The following is a 15748-nucleotide window of genomic DNA, read 5'->3' on the forward strand; positions in this document are numbered from 1 at the left end:
GGCGGCCCCATCGATCACTTGGCCAGGCGGGCGTCGAGGCTATTCTGGGCCAGACGACGCGCCTGATCTTCCGTCATGCCCAAGCTCTCATGCAGGGCCATGAAGTTCTCGGTGACGTAACCGCCGAAGTAGGCCGGATCGTCCGAATTCACCGTGACCTTTACGCCCTGCTCCAGCATTTGCAGGATGTTGTGCTGGCTCATGTCGTCGAACACGCGGAGCTTGGTGTTGGAGAGCGGGCAGACCGTGAGCGGAATCTGCTCATCGATCAGCCGCTCGATCAGTTTCGGATCTTCGGCAGCGCGCACGCCATGGTCGATACGGCTGATCTTGAGCAGGTCCAGCGCTTCCCAGATGTATTCCGGCGGACCTTCCTCACCGGCATGAGCCACGGCGAGGAAGCCCTCCGCGCGTGCCTTGGCGAAAACCCGTTCGAACTTGCTCGGCGGATGGCCCATTTCGGAGCTGTCCAGACCGACCGCGAAGAACGCATCACGGAAGGGCATCGCCTGTGCCAGCGTCTTGAAGGCTTCTTCTTCCGGTAGATGACGCAGGAAGCTGAGGATCAGGCCGCTGCTGATGCCAAGCAACTCGCGGCCGTCAGCCAGCGCGCCGCTGATGCCGCGCATCGCGACTTCGAACGGGATGCCTCGATCAGTGTGGGTCTGCGGGTCGTAGAAGGGCTCGGTGTGCACGACGTTCTGCTCTTCGCACTTCTGCAGGTACGCCCAGGTCAGGTCATAAAAGTCCTGCTCGGTGCGCAGCACATCGGCGCCGGCGTAGTAGAGATCGAGAAACTCCTGCAGGTTGCCGAAGTTGTAGGCGCTGCGCAGCGCATCGACGTTATCCCAGGGGAGGGCGATCTTGTTGCGTTCAGCCAGGCGGAACAACAGCTCGGGTTCGAGGGAGCCTTCGAGATGCAGGTGCAACTCGGCTTTGGGCAAGGCGTTGAGCCAGTCGTACATGAGAAACCCCGTCCGGAAAAACCATCATTCTAACCCTGTCGTGGCGATTGACCCCAGGGTCAACTCAGCCATCAATCACTGTCTATCCTTCTGACTCTTGCAGATAAGCGTCTTGCCGACAGTTGCGCAAGAAATAACCAGAGCGTTGCGAGCGGGAGCGGGCCTGCCTTGTCGACCTCTTTCCAAAGAATATCCACAGAGTTTTCCACTTATTTTGCGCATAAGACAAGCTAGCGGGGATGGCTTTTTGATGGCGCTACGGGAATGTTCGAAAATCGTCAGAAAACGCTTGAAAATCAATGGGTTTTTCTGCCGAGAGAAAATCCAGCGAGTGTTAGCTAAAAAATAAGCGCTTGTGTTGAGGGCGCGCCGTCGTTGAGCTAGAGCGCTTGTTCCCAAGGTTATCCACAAGTACATGCACATTATTAGTGGAAAACACAGGCGCAAAAAAAGCCATGCTCGACCGGGTCGGCATGGCTTTCAGGTGGACCCGTGTCCACGCGAAGCATGTCAGTTCTGTTGGGCAGGCTCAGGCGTTGGAGCAGGCGCGCGCGGTTCTACAGGCTCGCCCACGTCAGGCTCATCATCCTCAGGCATGGTGACGTCGACGTCGGGTACGGTGATGGTCTTCTCCTTGGAGCCCACATCCACTTCCGGCGCATCCACGTCATATTCGGGCATGTTTCCGCCTTCCACTTCCACGTCCGGCAGCGAACCTTCTTCGGTCTTCTCCACATCGCAGCCGGCAAGGCCTAGCGATGCGAGCAATACGGCTCCTGGAATAAGCCACTTGTAATTGCTTTTCATGGTTGACTCCTCTATCGCAACGGAATGCGCGTTTCGGCACCTCCACGATTCGCTGGGCCAAAGCGAGCAATAGACATTGCGGACCCAACGGCAAGTGCCGTTGTAATAGGGACTTCCCGCGTTGCACGCAGTTCAACGCCGAGCAGGGGTCAAGGTTCCAGCGCGCGCAGTTCCATCCGCCCACGGCTGACATCAGCGAGCGTTTGCAGCAGTCGTTGTCGATGTTCCGGCGGCAGCGCCAACACCAGCTGCGCGCCTTCTGCGTCGAAAGTCTCGCTTTCAATCAGGGCGTCTACTTCACTCAGGCGCGCCTTCAGCAGGGCCAGCTCGGCGAAGCGGCAATGGCAGCTATAACGGTCTCGCCTCACCAACTCGATGCGCTCGCCCGTCTGCAGGCACTTCGCCGCCGAGCCGCCGTAGGCGCGAGCCAGGCCGCCAGTGCCGAGTTGGATGCCGCCGAACCAGCGAATCACCACGACCATGACCCGGTCACAGTCCTGGCCCTCGATCGCGGTGAGCATCGGCCGGCCTGCGGTACCGCCCGGCTCGCCGTCATCGCTGAACCGATACTGATTGCCTATCTTCCAGGCCCAGCAATTGTGAGTCGCGGTGGGGTCGTAAACGGCCTGAAGAAATGCCTGGGCTTCTTCCGGGCTGGATACGGGCGCTGCCTTGGCCACAAAGCGGCTCTTGCGGATGGTTTCGTGGAACTCACAAGGCGCGGCGAGGGTGAACGTCATCGAGGCGGGCATGCGTAGGCGGGTGGGCGGACATTGTAGCGGCGCCGACACGCGATCCGCACTTGTGCTGGCATGCGTGATAGCGGTGCCGTTCGGTGGATCAGCTGAACTTTCAGACGCAGGGCAGCCTCAACGAATAACAACCTGCATCGGGTCGTGCTCGATCACCTAGCAGCAACCACTGAGGAGGAACAGCTATGCTCAATTCCAAATATCAGGCGTGCATCCAGGCTTGCTCGAACTGTGCACTGGTCTGCGAAACCTGTGCCGCGTCCTGTCTGCGCGAAGACGACGTGAAGATGATGGCTCGTTGCATCGAGCTGGACCGCGACTGCGCCGAGATGTGCGCCATTGCCGCCGTGTTGATGACCCGTGACAGCGCTTATGCCCAAGCCATTTGCAAGTTGTGCGCGCAGGTCTGCCGCGATTGCGCAGAGGAGTGTGGCAAGCATCAGGCGGACCATTGCAAAGCCTGCGCCGAGGCCTGCCGCAAGTGTGCCGAAGAGTGCGAAAAGATGGCGGCCTGATGACCACGCCGCCAATCCAAAGGGTCGCGTAGCCGTTGCTGCCGACCCTTTTAGGCCAGCCAGTCCAGCGTAAGGATCAGCCGACGTTCACCCGGCCTAGGCTGCGGCGAACGATGGATGATTCCAGCCCCTTCGTTGCCCTGCCAGCTTTCTCCCTTGAACAGCGCGACTTCGCCTACCTTGAGCTGCTCGATGAGTTTGGCTTCGGTGGGTTCAGCGGCCGGCTCGCCCAATCGGTGGCGGTCCATCGCGCCTTCCCTCAGCCACTGGCTGCCGGCACCGGCATACGTGGTGATCAGCCGCAGGGGCACGTGATCAATGTGAAAGCGGGGGCACATCGCCTTATCCAGCGCTCGGAGGCGAAGCCCAATACGGTGTGCTTCGACCAAACAGGCAAACGCGCCCACCAGCCAGGCGACATCAGCAACGAATCCCGCATGGCCTAGAAGGTCCCGGTAACGCGCCGCCAGATCCGGTATATGCACGTCGCCGTCAGTATCCAGCTCAATCGTCAGTGATTCGGCCAGCGGCTCGCCCAGCGCAAGCAGCGTCCGGGCAAAACCGTCGATGTGCGGCGGTAGCTGGCGCTGCCATACCGCGAGATTGATCTGGTCATTCAACGACTCGCCCAGCACAGCAGACTTATCGCCGAAAACCTGCGTCGGCCTGGGTTGCACGAGTTGCTGCGCCGGCATTACGCGACCTCCGAATACCAGGGGCCGAAGGGGTCGGGCATTCGCAGCCAGCGCTCGGCGCCGAGGTTCCACTCAATGTCGCTGAGTAAGCATTCGTCGAGTTCAGCGCGTAGCCGACCGAAGTCGATGTTCTGCCCGATGAACACCAGCTCTTGCCGACAGTCGCCGCACGCGTCATCCCATTTGTCGCTTATGGCTGCACGCGCCTCAGCGTCTTCCGGCCATTGGTCTTCGGGTGTAAAGCGCCACCAGCGCCCAGCATAGCTGTAGCGCATCAGGCCGCCGGCCTGTGACCAGCTACCGGCTTCCTGTGGGCGGCTTGCCAGCCAGAAATACCCTTTCGAGCGTAGCAGGCGGCCGTTGGTCCACTCGCGATCGAGGAAGTCATGAAAGCGCTGCGGATGAAAAGGCCGACGTGCCAGATAAGCCATCGAAGCGATACCGTATTCGGCACTCTCGGGCACGTGTTCGCCGCGCATCTCCTTCAGCCAGCCAGGTGCCTGGGCAGCGCGCTCGAAATCGAAGCGGCCTGTATCGAGAATCAGGCCCAGCGGCACGTTGCCCATGCTCATCGGCAGAACGTCGGCGTGGGGGTTCAAGCGGCTCAGGATGGCGGCGAGCTCTTCGCGCTCGGCCCTGGAGATTAGATCAATCTTGCTGATCAGGATGACATCGGCGAACTCGACCTGCTCGATCAGCAGATCGGTGATCGAGCGCTCGTCCTCTTCAAGCGCTTCGCCGCGGCTCGCCAGGTTCTCGGCCTCGTGAAAGTCGCGCAGGAAATTAACCCCGTCGACTACCGTGACCATGGTATCCAGCCGCGCCAAGTCGGACAGACTCTGCCCCTGTTCGTCGCGAAAGGTAAAGGTCTCGGCCACGGGCAACGGCTCGGATATCCCCGTGGATTCGATCAACAGATAGTCGAAGCGACCTTCGCGGGCGAGCTTGCCGACTTCATCGAGCAGGTCCTCGCGCAAGGTGCAGCAGATGCAGCCGTTGCTCATTTCCACCAATTTTTCTTCGGCGCGGTTCAGGTGAACGTCCCGTTGGACCTCGCCGCCATCGATGTTGATTTCGCTCATATCGTTGACGATGACCGCGACGCGGCGACCTTCGCGGTTCTTCAGGATGTGATTAAGCAAGGTGCTCTTGCCGGCGCCAAGAAAGCCGGACAGCACAGTGACGGGAAGGCGTTTCATCAGGGCCTCTCAGACGGTTCGTTGATATTTCTCGCGCTGTGCCTGGCGCCCTTTCGCCTCAATGCGCAGCATTGTGGTGGGGCGAGGAGTTCGGCTTCAGTCGTGGCGGCGCGTACGAGTGGGTGTTCGATAGTTATAACATAACAACTATGAATTGGTGCAGGTCACTTCGGGCTATAGAAATGCAGCGCAAGAATCCCTGCCCAACGGCGAACGCAACGCTTTCTTGTCGGGTGGCTTCAGCCCACCGCATTTCGCGTAAAAGGTTTTGGGTGGGCTGAAGCCCATCCTACGAGTTAGTGGAGGCGCGTTGCGACGAATGACTCGGCGCGCGCAGGTGATGATTACTCCCGAGGGCCTGGCCGCGGCAACCCTGCCATTGCTGGGCTGCCTGCCGCTTTCGCCCGGAGCCGATATTGCCCAGGCGTCATGCCGACCACCGTCTTGAAGTCGTGAATGAAGTGCGCCTGATCGCTGTATCCGCATGCCAGCGCCGTATCCAACAGGGGTTCGCCTTGTTGAAGTTGATGGCGGACCAGCGCTACACGCTGGACGCGGCTGAATTGCTTGGGCGTCAGTCCCACTTGGTAGCGAAACAGCCGTTCCAACTGCCTTTGCCCAAGCGGTATCGCCTGCAGGAGGTCGGACAGGCGTGCCCGGCCCTGGCTGGCGGCGATCTGGATGAGCAGCTGTTGCACCGGAGAGCGGTGCTCGTGCGCTTCCCGGAGACGTGCGAGTAGTGCTCGTTCGACCAACGCTTGTTGCGCGTCCCGGTCCAGTTCGGCTAACTGATCGACCAGAGCCGCCAGTCCCAGCCGGGGCCAGTCGGCGTCGTGAAAGCCGGACAGCTCGTCCAGGCCCATGCCGAAGAAAGCGGCACCCATGCCCGGGCGAAAGCGAACACCCATCAGTTTCACCTGACCGGCCAGCTGCAGGCGGGTGCTGGCAAGCTGCGGGCCGGCGATCAAGGCGGGCGGCCTGCGCGTGGTGCCATCGAAGCTCAGCGGGTCAGCAAAGTTGAAGATGACACCGCTACCACCGTCCGGATGCAGCATCTGCTCGTCATAGACTCGAGTGGCGTCGCCCTCCATCCACCAGAATCGCTGCACGTATCTTTCCAGCGCCAGGCTCGGTGGACGGGCGACGAATCCCTGAAGGCAGGGCAGGCGCTCCAGCAAGGATGTGGGCATGGCGACCTCGGTGTTCGAATGTCGAAAATCTACAATAGCGCAGGTCGGCCGCTGCGTAATCTGGCTCCATTCAAACCGAGGAGACATCACCATGCGCATGAACTATCAAGCCGCGGCACCTGAGGCGATCAAGGCAATGATCGGACTGGAAACCTACCTGGCGCGCCAGAGCCGCAGCGAAGACGGCATCGACAAACCCCTGATGGAACTGGTGAAGATCCGTGTATCGCAGATCAATCAATGCGCGTTCTGTATCGACATGCACACCAAGGATGCCCGTGCACTGGGCGAAACCGAACAGCGCATCTATGCGTTAAGTGCGTGGCGCGAGACGCCGTTCTTCACTGACCGCGAACGCGCCGCGCTGGCCTGGGCTGAAGCCAACACGCTGCTGCCCCAAGGCATCACGCAAGCGCTTTTCGACGAGACGCGGCAGCATTTCTCCGAGACCCAGCTCACCAATCTGACGCTGGCGATCGCAACCATCAACGCCTGGAATCGCTTCAGCGTGTCCTTCGCGCCAGTGCCTGGCAGCTATCAACCTGCATGATTCAAGAGCGGCATCTGGATAGGGCAGGCCACGTTTCGCTTTGCTGAGCAAACAAACGAAACGAGGTCTGCTTATTCCTGTTTCATCACTTATCGCCCGCTACCAAAACACCGGAACATGGCCGCGGCTAGGCATCGGGCGCGATCGCGATGGAGCGGATTCCTTTGCGCTGCGCTGTCGAAATCTAACGGCACGTGCAGCAAGTCAGACGAAATGAAATGTTGCAGGCTCATCTCGGCATACAGCCCACGTCTGTCGGCGGTGCTGTAAATTGGCGGGCCCTTGGTAACGATGCTCCTTGCTCATGACTCTCCTGATAGCGTTCGCTGTCTTATCTATCCTGGTTTCGTTTGTCTGTTCCATCCTGGAAGCCGCCCTGCTTTCTCTGACGCCTAGCTTCATCGCTCACCAGAAAGCCACCAGCCCCAAGCTCTACGAGCGCCTGAAAGAACTCAAAGACAAGGTCGATCAGCCGCTTGCGGCCATCCTGACACTCAACACGGTCGCTCACACTGTCGGCGCGACCGGCGTTGGTGCGCAGGTCACCGTGGTGTTCGGCAACGGCTATATCGGCATCGCGTCGGCCATCATGACCGTGCTCATTCTCGTCCTGTCTGAAATCCTGCCCAAGACGATCGGTGCCCGCTACTGGCGCTCGCTTGCGCCCTACTTGCCCACTCTGCTGAATGGCATGATCTGGATACTCAAACCGTTCATTGTCGTGTCAGACATGATCATGCGCGTAGTGGGCGGACAGGAGCCGGAACACGACATCCGTCAAGAAATCAAAGCACTGACAGTGCTCGGTCGCGAAACGAAAAGCCTCGATGAAGACGAGCAGCGCGTCATCAGCAATATCCTCGACCTGCACGAAATGAAGGTGCGCGACATCATGACGCCACGCACGGTCTGTGACTACACGGCCCCTGACGCCACCATCGGCGCGCTCAAGAAACAGGTCGCCGACAGCCAATTTTCGCGGTATCCGGTGATTGGCGATAACGAAAGCCCATTGGGCGTCATATTTCGCTATGACGCATTGGCGGCGACAGACGATGAGGCGCCGGTCTCATCGATCATGAAGCCCTTGAAGGTCGCGCCCGAAATGACCAGTGTCGAGCAGCTCATGACTCAACTGCTGCACGAGCGCCAGCACATGTGCGTGGTGTACGACGAGTTCGGTGGTTGGCGCGGGCTGGTTACGCTGGAAGACGTCATGGAAACCATCATCGGCAAACCGATCATGGATGAAACGGACGACATTCCGAACATGCGGCGCTTTGCCAAGCGTCGGTGGGATCACCGGATCAAGCGAGCCCGGGAAAGCTGAACGGGCTCGCTGGGCAGGCTAACCCGTTGAAGATCCTTTAAGCCTTGCCTGTCTGTAGGTGCTATCGGCAAGGCTTGATAGCCAGAACAGGGCTGGTTCTGTGGTCTACGGTTTGATCGTCCCAAGTCGCATGAAGCGAGTCTCGCCGCTGGCGTCTTCCACACCGTCGTTGTCGGTAACAACGAACAGGCGGCCCTCCTTGTCGACCGTAGCGCCTTCGACCTTGTCCAGCACCCAGCCGCCGGTGCTCTTCAGTTCGGGTAGCAAATCACGCTCCAAACGTTTGCTCACCAGCGGGAAACCCTGGCCTTCAGCGGCGGGCTGCAGGCCGCTCAGGTCGATGCGGTACAGGCGTTTTACTTCCGCGGCAGGACCTTGCTGGTTATCTCGTTCGATCACCAGGAACTGGCCATTGCCGATCGAAGTGAGTTCGGACAACCCAACCCAACCGCCTTCGACAGCCGGATCGAGCGGGTAGTGGTAGAAGCCCCATTCGCCGCTGTTCGGATTGAACACGCCGATGCGCACCTTGCCGGCCGGGTCGTTCTTCCATTCGCGCTGGAAGGCCACGTATACGCGGGTGCTGGTGCCTTCACCGACCACCGCAACGCCCTCGAAACCATTGCTGGTCTGCTGCGCCGCGACAGCCGCCGGTAGCGGATATTCGGCAAGCACCTCGCCTTGCGCGCTGGCATGGATCAGCAAGTTCGGCTTGGCTTTGCCATTGCCTTCCGATGCGAGCCAGAAGTTACCATTGGCATCCTGGGCGATGCCTTCGAGGTCGTAATCGACGGTGCTGCCTGACTTGCGCAATTCGATCTGTCCGTCGATGACCGCCGGCGTCTTGCTCGCGTCGATGTTGAAGATGCGCGAGGCCTTGTAGTAGCTGTCCGGTACCGCATAGAGGCGGTCGCTCTGAGCACGGTCTGCGACCATGCCGCTCAGCGCGCCCCAGGGGATCAGCGCGCTGCTGGTGGAATGGATCTCCGGATACGCCGTTTTCGCGCCGAACTGGTAGATCGAAATGGTCGAGCGGTAGCCGTCTTCGGCCGAATCTTCTTCACTGCTGACGACCAGCAGGTTACGAGATGGAATGGGCAGAATCCCTTCCGGTCCCATGCCGGCCGGCAGCAACTGGTGCATGACCGGCGCCCACGGGCGGGCGACGTCGTAGACGGCTACCGCGTTGCCGCGCTCGCTGCCGACAAACAGGAAATCCTGCTTGCGAAAGCTGGCCGAGGCGATGCCCTCGGGCTCGATGCCTTTGTTTTCAGAACGCTTCTCCGGGTAATGGCCTGCGCGGATAAACGCGTGTTCAATCGAAGTGCCGGCTTCATGCCAGACGCTGCCGTTGTAGTCGAACAGGGTGAAGCTGCGACTGCCGCCTTCTTCGCCGTTGGCGTCTTCGTAATCCCCTTCGTTGGCAGTCGCCAGCAGCGGACCGACCCAGGCGATCGAATCCGGCTCGCGGCGTTTTCCAGCAAGCACGCCGACCGGTTCGATAAGGTCGTTCTCTTCCACATCGACGTCTTCGAGGTCGACCTGGCCGGCGCTGAAGTGGCGCAGCACACGGCCACGACGCAGGTCGACGAGCACGATGTGGTTGTTCTCCTGCAGCGTGACGGCCGCAACGTCATGGTCATTGATGCTGACGTATTCGGGCTCCGGATCACCCGGCGCCACGTCGGCCAGACCGGTCAGATCAACGTCCCGTACGTGCCAGCGCGATGGCTGCCCCTTGAGATCAACGACACGCAGAAAACCGGCCGGCAGCTGCGGAAGCAGCCCGTCGTTGAGGTCCTCGTCACGCTCGTTCTCGATAGCCACCGCGGCATAACGGCCTCTCGGGCTGACGGCAATCGAATCCGGTTGGCCGCCCATGGGAAGGCTGGCAACGCGCTTGGGCTGCGCGGGGTTGCGGATGTCGAACACCTCCAACATGCCGTCGGGCTGGGTAAAGCTGAGCGACGTGTTCACCGCGACGAGCACGTAGTGCCGGTGTACAGCCACCGAAGTCGGCTCGCCCTCAAGCTGAACGAAGCCCGCCGGTTTCGGGGATTTCGGATCACCAATGTCCACCAGGCCAATCCGCTCACCGGGGCTATCGGTATAGATCAACGTCCGGCCATCGCGGCTCACGGCGGTGATTTCAGCAACGGTCTGCCGCGTAATGTCCTCGTCCACGCCAAGGTTGCGGTACACCGGAAAGGTCGCGACCCGCTCGAAGTATTCCGCTGCACGGGAGGATGCGGCCTGAGCCGCCAACGGCAGCAGAGCCAGGGTAAGCGCGGTCGATAGCGCAGTGCGGGTCAGGCGGGTCGGTGATCTCATGTGAGCCTCGGCGTTGGATGATTGGGGTCAGCCAACACACGCTAGGCCGGGATTCTTACAGGGCCATGACGAGACGGAGCGCTCAGATGCTGTGATCAGTTTTGTATATGGCCGGCAGAGCAGGGAGCCGCCTTTCGTGACGTGGCAGAGGACCTACGGCGAGCCTGCCGGGTGCAGCAGGGCTGAGCCCGGCAGGTCAGTTGTTCTCGTCACACATGATTGCCCGATCAGAGGGCGACGCGAAGTAGCAGGGCAGACGCCGCAACAGCCGCGACCAGCCCGAAAGCCCTCTGCAGCAGCTGGCCGTCGAGGCGAGTGGAAAGGGCGCGCCCGGCGAACATGCCGATCATCGCCCCGGCCGAAAACGGCAGCGCGATGGCCCATTGAACATTGCCTGTCAGCGCGGCGGACAACACGCCGCTGAGCGATACGAGGCCAATGACGGCCAATGACGTTGCGGCGATCGAGCGCATCGGGAGATCACTGAAGCGGCTCAGCGCGGGAACCAGAACAAACCCGCCGCCGACCCCCAGCAGCCCTGACAGGAAGCCCGCCAAGGTGCCCGAGGCGGCAACGGTCGCTGCACAGCGTGAGGTCCAGCGAAAGCGGCCGGTCAGGGGATTCAATTCACAGGGAACCGCCTTGGTCGTCGAAACATCGGTCGGTGGGCGCCTGAACGCCCTGAGCGCGACCCAGAGCATCACCAGTGCAAACACCACGGCGAGCACATCGTGCGCTACCCGCCCGGCCATCCAGACTCCGATGGGGGCGAGCAACACACCGCAGCACGCCATCAGCGCAGCAGCCTTGTAACGGACGATGCCATCCCTTAGCCCGATTATCGCGCCGGTCCATGCGGCAAGGCCGACGGCCATCAGACCGATTGGCGCGGCTTGCGGCAGCTCGAGGCCGACCACAAATATCAGCAACGGCACGGTGAGAACACCGCCGCCAGCACCAGTCAGGCCCAAGACGACTCCAACGATCAATCCGAGCCCGATCTCAATCATCATCGGCAATATTCCCACTCCGGCGCCGTTTCCGAGCACACCGCATAGTCGTGCGGCCGATCACTGCGGCCTGCTCGCAGGGCTCCAATAAACCCCGGGACTGCAAAGCGTGTTTGCAGCTCATAAAGCGTCATACCGGTCAGCATCGCCAGAACAAAGAGTTGCAGCGAGGCCGATCAGCGCGCCCCCGGCGAGCGAAGACCACGGGGTGAAATTTGCCCAGTCGATTGTCATTCGGATGGCTCCTCGATATCCGGTTGCTGGCAGTAAAGCCGGTAAAGTACCTGCATGACCTCCATCGCTTGATGGCTGGCGATGCTGTAATGAACCTGCTTGCCCTCGCGCCGGGTACTGACCAGGCCGTTGTGCCGCATGATTACGCCGAGCCAATTTCAGCTCGATATCGCGAAAACCCCGCTACGAGCGAACGAAGCTACCCAGAAATCCATATCGCTAACGGGGGACATTTATCATGAAGACCAATGACCGACCACGTTTCCGCGTGAGTGCCGACCGGCAAGCGTCTAATCGCCGCGTTCGTTACGTCGAAACCAATCGCCCGGATAATGACAGCTGCACGATCTGCCAGCTGGATGAAGAAAACCCTTCGCCAATCGAGAAACATCCTTCCAGTTCGAAAGACACCGGCAACCAGACGCCGTGACCAAAACGTATCTGGACATGCACGTCATATCTGGCGCCTATCCACCCAACCAAAGTCGTTGTCCGGCGGTATTTGCTAGCTAGCCGTTCTTCGATGCCTGTCCGGACTTGCGATAGTGGCGACGATGAAGGTCGTGCATATCTTCCGCCAAGGCAGGGATCGGGCCCTCTACGGTTATGTTTGGGACGATCTCCTGGATCGGCAGAGTACGCACAGGAGGTGGCGGGACGCCCAACTCGGCAAGCCATACTGCCAGCTGCGCTGATGAGCTGGCATAGACAATTCGACCTAGCCCAACCCAGCCATGCGCGGCAGCGCACATCGGGCAATGTTCGCCCGACGTGAAGACCGTCGCAGCAGATCTCTCTTCAGCGGTCATGTTCGCTGCGGCCCAGCGCGCCAATTCGAATTCTGGATGACGAGTCTGATCACCGGTAGACACAACACGGTTGCGGCTCTCGGCGAGAACGGCTCCACCGGCATCGACAAGTAAAGAACCGAATGGCTCGTTGCCTTCTTCCAAGGCCTCGGCGGCCAGGTCCATGCAGCGCCGCAAGTGTCGAAGTTCGGCGTCGGTTGTCATAAAGGTCTCCTGAGTTATAACTTGCCGCTTTCAATAGATTCGAAGATTTCTTTAGCCGATTTAATAAATTGCTTAATGCTAATTTCCTTCCATGCATCATCCCGAGCTAAGGAGCCGTAGAACGGGTTCCGAGTGAGCGTCTTGTTATACCTCACCACTCAGGCTTCTCCCTTGCGCTATGAGTTGATGGATTTCCTCGATAGCTTGCTTGCCCAGCTCTAACGGGCACCCCCAGTAGTCAAAGATACCGCCACGATTAGAATTATGACCACAGGTGACAAATACGCCTGTGCCCAGCGATTGTTTTAGATGAGAAGCGAGCCATCCAACAAATCCGCTATTGTCGAGGCAGCCCTCAAAGTGAAAAGAGAAAACAAGAAATAGTTCTCTGCTCAGATCGTTAGAAGGAACTAACTGACTCCAGACCTCGCTGTCACGAACCAGAGCCAAAGCATTAGGGTTTGCGCTTGATGGGAAAAGATCTAAGGGGAATTCTTCGAAAGCGTAGCTGTTCTCATAGGCAATGAACTTTGTTTGGGCAATTACTTTCCGAAGTCTCTGCTCTGTTTGCTCTTTTGTTTCATGGCTGATGTGAACCATCGTCCGGCCCTCCGTTACTTAATGTAGATGGACACATACCGGATACCATCGCGGAGTCCATGCTCATGGGTTGATTCGCATGAACTGTAGTCCTCGACACGTAACGAAACGGATACGAAACCCCGGCTGACGTGATCAACAAGCAAAGGATAGCCAACGACCCCGCTGGCCCTTGGCTTTCCCAGATTGACCGGCCCGGATTACTGAGTGCGGGTCACCCTCCACACGGTATTTGCCAGGTCGTCCGCGACGATAAGTGCACCACTTGGGTCGACGGTTACCCCGACGGGGCGGCCGCGGGTCTTGCCGTCGGATGAGCGAAACCCGGTGACGAAATCCACCGGCTCGCCTGAAGGGCGCCCGTCGCTGAATGGCACGAAAACGACCTTGTAGCCGACCGGGCTTTCGCGGTTCCAGCTGCCATGTTCGCCAATGAACACGCCTTCGGCATATTCGCTGCCCATGACGTCCGAGGAAAAGTCCAGGCCGAGTGCGGCGACGTGCGAGCCCAGGGCGTAGTCAGGCTTGATCGCGGCGCGCGACCTTGTCCGGGTTCTGAGGGCGCACGCGGTCGTCGACGTTCTGGCCCCAATAGCTGTAAGGCCAGCCGTAGAAGCCGTCTTCCTGGACCGACGTCAGGTAGTCCGGCACCAGATCCTGGCCTAGCTCGTCCCGTTCATTTACCACCGCCCACAACTGACCGGACCCGGGCTGAATCGCCAGCGCCGTGGGATTTCTCAGGCCGGTTGCGTAGGGCTTGTGGGCACCTGTCTCGGCGTCGATTTGCCAGACCATCGCCCGGTCGACTTCGGCCTCCATTCCGCGCTCGGTGATATTGCTGTTCGAACCGATGCCGACATACAGAAAGCGCCCGTCGGGGCTGATGGTCATCGCCTTGGTCCAGTGGTGGTTTATTTCCGATGGCAGATCGGTGACCTTGGTCGGTGGGCCGCTGGCCTCGGTCTGGCCCTCCTGATAATCGAAGCGCACCAGCGCATCCTGGTTGGCCACGTATAGATTGCCCTCGAACAGCGCCAGCCCGTACGGCGCGTTGAGGTTGTCCGCGAACACGGTTTGTAGCTCGTAGCTGCCGTCGCCGTCGGCATCCCGCAGCAGCGTCAGGCGGTTCCCACTTTTGACCGAGGTGTTGCCCTGGGCTTTGATGTAGCCGGCGATCACGTCCTTCGGCTTGAGCTTCGCCGCGTTGCCTCCGCGGCCTTCTGCCACGAGGATGTCGCCATTAGGCAGGACGAGCGTCTGGCGCGGGATCTTCAGATCGGTCGCGATCGCCGTGACGGTGAAATTCTCCGGCACGGTAGGCGTCTGATCGCCCCACTGCACCGGATCAGCAATCGTCATGCTGGGCAACAGGCCGCGCTGAGGGTCGGGAAGCCTGGGCTCGGCACCGAGTGATTGGGTGTCGTCGTCGGCGCCACCGCACGCGCTGAGCAGCAGCGAAATCGTCAGAACGGAAAGTGCGCTCGTCGGTTTCATGATTCACCTCCTGCGCGAAGGTTGGTTAAGCCGATCCAGGTTGCCGCGCAGGCCAGCAGCGTCACGATTACCGACAGCAGCAGGCCCAGGGGCATGGTCGCCCATGCGTCCTTGGCGTGCTCGAGAGCATTGATGAAGCCCAGCACCCAGGTCGCCAGCAGCAGAAGAAGGTAAACCAGCGGCCTCCCTTTCTTCTGGTTGGCTCGGATCAGGTTGGCCAGCGCAAACAGTAGCGCCAAGCCGCAAAAAACCAGGCCGCCAGCGATCAACCAGGAGGAGAAGTTGCTCCACTGAATCTGGTAAGTGCGAAAGTAGGCGATATCACTCAGCAGGCCGCCAAGGAACAAGGGGATGGTCCCGGCCAGCAGCGTGGCATGCAGCGGGTTTGGCACGTGGCGGGAGATGCTGTGTGTCGTGTGGTGAGTGCTTTGGGTGATAACGGTCACGGAGGCGTCCTCATCGCTGGCCACCCGGGCTTGATGCGCGGCGCGAATGCACTGGCTGCCCGGATCGCACTGACTGTGCTTAGAAGGGGATCGTGCCGCTGAGGGGTAAGTTCACTCTGATCGACGAGTCGAACCACCGAAACGACCGCCATGTTTGCCCATACCGCTGGAATGGGCTGGCTAAATTCGGTTGGAGGGCTGAAGTGCATTAGCGAAGCGAAGGATGCGAGCGGTATGCCTCCTTTGCGTCTGGCGATTAAGCGAAGGGACCGGTTTAAAACCGTCTGAGTAGATCTATGCCACGACCTGACCGCTGACTGAATTAATTAGCTGCCCAAGAGCACACCACAAGTCAGAACAGAGCCGCATATCGCTACTTGATTCACTAAAAAACCTGTAGCGAAACCTAGTGCGCCAGTTGTGAAAGCGAGAGCTGGCCTACGATTTTTTGCATGTCGACTGATAATCCCCGTTATGAATAAGCCAATAGCTGCGCCAGGTAGTGAAAATAGGTGGCCTAGGGCAAGTAGGTCCTCAGCGGTTGACGGCGCCCAATTAGCCCTTACGTAAACGAGGAAGGTTACGGCTGCAGCAAACACGGCACCCGAAATAAATAA

16 protein-coding genes and 2 pseudogenes are annotated in these 15748 nt (G+C 59.9%); 4 read left to right on the top strand and 14 right to left on the bottom strand.

The features are described 5' to 3' along the window. Positions 1-14 precede the first annotated feature (14 nt). From DQ405_RS16170 to DQ405_RS16180, 3 genes are all read right to left on the bottom strand, one after another. A complete protein-coding gene (locus DQ405_RS16170; protein ID WP_168425168.1) occupies positions 15-965 on the bottom strand; it encodes an adenosine deaminase in 951 nt (316 codons plus the stop codon). A 510-nt stretch (positions 966-1475) separates the two neighbouring features. Beyond that, positions 1476-1772: a hypothetical protein gene (locus DQ405_RS16175; RefSeq protein WP_168425169.1), complete on the bottom strand. Its 297-nt coding sequence runs from the start codon at positions 1770-1772 to the stop codon at positions 1476-1478. A gap of 149 nt (positions 1773-1921) precedes the next feature. Next, complete coding sequence (locus DQ405_RS16180; protein WP_168425182.1) at positions 1922-2512, bottom strand: IMPACT family protein; 591 nt, start codon at positions 2510-2512, stop codon at positions 1922-1924. A gap of 197 nt (positions 2513-2709) precedes the next feature. Here DQ405_RS16180 and DQ405_RS16185 point away from each other — a divergent pair, with 197 nt between their 5' ends. Then, positions 2710-3039 carry a four-helix bundle copper-binding protein gene (locus tag DQ405_RS16185; RefSeq protein WP_168425170.1) on the top strand — a complete coding sequence of 110 codons (330 nt, stop codon included), beginning with the start codon at positions 2710-2712 and terminating at the stop codon, positions 3037-3039. Positions 3040-3089: 50 nt separating this feature from the next. Here DQ405_RS16185 and DQ405_RS16190 read toward each other — a convergent pair whose 3' ends face one another. The 3 genes from DQ405_RS16190 to DQ405_RS16200 form a co-directional block, all read right to left on the bottom strand. Further along, entirely contained in the window at positions 3090-3734 is a 645-nt protein-coding gene (locus DQ405_RS16190) for a DUF1826 domain-containing protein (RefSeq protein ID WP_168425171.1), read from the bottom strand. Further along, entirely contained in the window at positions 3734-4936 is a 1203-nt protein-coding gene (gene zigA / locus DQ405_RS16195) for a zinc metallochaperone GTPase ZigA (protein ID WP_168425183.1), read from the bottom strand. The genes DQ405_RS16190 and zigA overlap by 1 nt, the downstream gene beginning before the upstream one ends. Before the next feature lie 341 nt (positions 4937-5277). After that, a complete protein-coding gene (locus DQ405_RS16200; protein WP_168425172.1) occupies positions 5278-6123 on the bottom strand; it encodes a helix-turn-helix transcriptional regulator in 846 nt (281 codons plus the stop codon). Between the two features lie 91 nt (positions 6124-6214). On the opposite strand from DQ405_RS16200, the gene DQ405_RS16205 reads away from it, so the two are divergent. Further along, complete coding sequence (locus tag DQ405_RS16205) at positions 6215-6673, top strand: carboxymuconolactone decarboxylase family protein (protein WP_168425173.1); 459 nt, start codon at positions 6215-6217, stop codon at positions 6671-6673. A gap of 304 nt (positions 6674-6977) precedes the next feature. After that, positions 6978-8003 (top strand): CNNM domain-containing protein, encoded by a 1026-nt coding sequence (locus tag DQ405_RS16210; RefSeq protein ID WP_168425174.1) that lies wholly within the window; start codon positions 6978-6980, stop codon positions 8001-8003. A 105-nt stretch (positions 8004-8108) separates the two neighbouring features. Here DQ405_RS16210 and DQ405_RS16215 read toward each other — a convergent pair whose 3' ends face one another. The 4 genes and pseudogenes from DQ405_RS16215 to DQ405_RS16230 form a co-directional block, all read right to left on the bottom strand. Further along, positions 8109-10334, bottom strand: coding sequence for an esterase-like activity of phytase family protein (locus tag DQ405_RS16215; protein WP_168425175.1), 2226 nt, complete (start codon positions 10332-10334; stop codon positions 8109-8111). A gap of 227 nt (positions 10335-10561) precedes the next feature. Continuing rightward, positions 10562-11347 carry a sulfite exporter TauE/SafE family protein gene (locus DQ405_RS16220; protein ID WP_206678909.1) on the bottom strand — a complete coding sequence of 262 codons (786 nt, stop codon included), beginning with the start codon at positions 11345-11347 and terminating at the stop codon, positions 10562-10564. Positions 11348-11500: 153 nt separating this feature from the next. Next, positions 11501-11578: pseudogene (locus DQ405_RS16225) on the bottom strand (YeeE/YedE family protein); the annotation flags it as partial. Beyond that, the gene (locus DQ405_RS16230) at positions 11575-11718 is read right to left on the bottom strand and encodes a hypothetical protein (RefSeq protein ID WP_241730035.1); all 144 of its coding nucleotides are present in this window, start codon (positions 11716-11718) and stop codon (positions 11575-11577) included. The gene DQ405_RS16230 and the pseudogene DQ405_RS16225, both read right to left, overlap by 4 nt. Before the next feature lie 98 nt (positions 11719-11816). On the opposite strand from DQ405_RS16230, the gene DQ405_RS16235 reads away from it, so the two are divergent. Then, a complete protein-coding gene (locus DQ405_RS16235; protein ID WP_168425176.1) occupies positions 11817-12008 on the top strand; it encodes a hypothetical protein in 192 nt (63 codons plus the stop codon). Between the two features lie 79 nt (positions 12009-12087). On the opposite strand, the gene DQ405_RS16240 is transcribed toward DQ405_RS16235, so the two are convergent. The 4 genes and pseudogenes from DQ405_RS16240 to DQ405_RS16255 form a co-directional block, all read right to left on the bottom strand. Beyond that, positions 12088-12591, bottom strand: coding sequence for a nucleoside deaminase (locus DQ405_RS16240; protein WP_168425177.1), 504 nt, complete (start codon positions 12589-12591; stop codon positions 12088-12090). Positions 12592-12735: 144 nt separating this feature from the next. Beyond that, positions 12736-13191, bottom strand: a complete 456-nt coding sequence (locus DQ405_RS16245; protein ID WP_168425178.1) for a DUF6196 family protein — start codon at positions 13189-13191, stop codon at positions 12736-12738. Positions 13192-13391: 200 nt separating this feature from the next. Further along, positions 13392-14685, bottom strand: a pseudogene (locus DQ405_RS16250) (PQQ-dependent sugar dehydrogenase). Further along, positions 14682-15131 carry a DUF2231 domain-containing protein gene (locus DQ405_RS16255; protein ID WP_168425179.1) on the bottom strand — a complete coding sequence of 150 codons (450 nt, stop codon included), beginning with the start codon at positions 15129-15131 and terminating at the stop codon, positions 14682-14684. Before DQ405_RS16255 ends, DQ405_RS16250 begins: the two are co-directional and overlap by 4 nt. Positions 15132-15748: the final 617 nt, after the last annotated feature.

Source organism: Pseudomonas sp. SST3 (genome assembly GCF_003325755.1).

What these genes read in the sequence shown, in the direction of transcription:
- DQ405_RS16170 (WP_168425168.1), bottom strand. Translation starts at nt 965, where the DNA reads ATGTACGACTGGCTCAACGCCTTGCCCAAAGCCGAGTTGCACCTGCAT.
- DQ405_RS16175 (WP_168425169.1), bottom strand. Translation starts at nt 1,772, where the DNA reads ATGAAAAGCAATTACAAGTGGCTTATTCCAGGAGCCGTATTGCTCGCA.
- DQ405_RS16180 (WP_168425182.1), bottom strand. Translation starts at nt 2,512, where the DNA reads ATGACGTTCACCCTCGCCGCGCCTTGTGAGTTCCACGAAACCATCCGC.
- DQ405_RS16185 (WP_168425170.1), top strand. Translation starts at nt 2,710, where the DNA reads ATGCTCAATTCCAAATATCAGGCGTGCATCCAGGCTTGCTCGAACTGT.
- DQ405_RS16190 (WP_168425171.1), bottom strand. Translation starts at nt 3,734, where the DNA reads ATGCCGGCGCAGCAACTCGTGCAACCCAGGCCGACGCAGGTTTTCGGC.
- DQ405_RS16200 (WP_168425172.1), bottom strand. Translation starts at nt 6,123, where the DNA reads ATGCCCACATCCTTGCTGGAGCGCCTGCCCTGCCTTCAGGGATTCGTC.
- DQ405_RS16205 (WP_168425173.1), top strand. Translation starts at nt 6,215, where the DNA reads ATGCGCATGAACTATCAAGCCGCGGCACCTGAGGCGATCAAGGCAATG.
- DQ405_RS16210 (WP_168425174.1), top strand. Translation starts at nt 6,978, where the DNA reads ATGACTCTCCTGATAGCGTTCGCTGTCTTATCTATCCTGGTTTCGTTT.
- DQ405_RS16215 (WP_168425175.1), bottom strand. Translation starts at nt 10,334, where the DNA reads ATGAGATCACCGACCCGCCTGACCCGCACTGCGCTATCGACCGCGCTT.
- DQ405_RS16220 (WP_206678909.1), bottom strand. Translation starts at nt 11,347, where the DNA reads ATGATGATTGAGATCGGGCTCGGATTGATCGTTGGAGTCGTCTTGGGC.
- DQ405_RS16230 (WP_241730035.1), bottom strand. Translation starts at nt 11,718, where the DNA reads ATGCGGCACAACGGCCTGGTCAGTACCCGGCGCGAGGGCAAGCAGGTT.
- DQ405_RS16235 (WP_168425176.1), top strand. Translation starts at nt 11,817, where the DNA reads ATGAAGACCAATGACCGACCACGTTTCCGCGTGAGTGCCGACCGGCAA.
- DQ405_RS16240 (WP_168425177.1), bottom strand. Translation starts at nt 12,591, where the DNA reads ATGACAACCGACGCCGAACTTCGACACTTGCGGCGCTGCATGGACCTG.
- DQ405_RS16245 (WP_168425178.1), bottom strand. Translation starts at nt 13,191, where the DNA reads ATGGTTCACATCAGCCATGAAACAAAAGAGCAAACAGAGCAGAGACTT.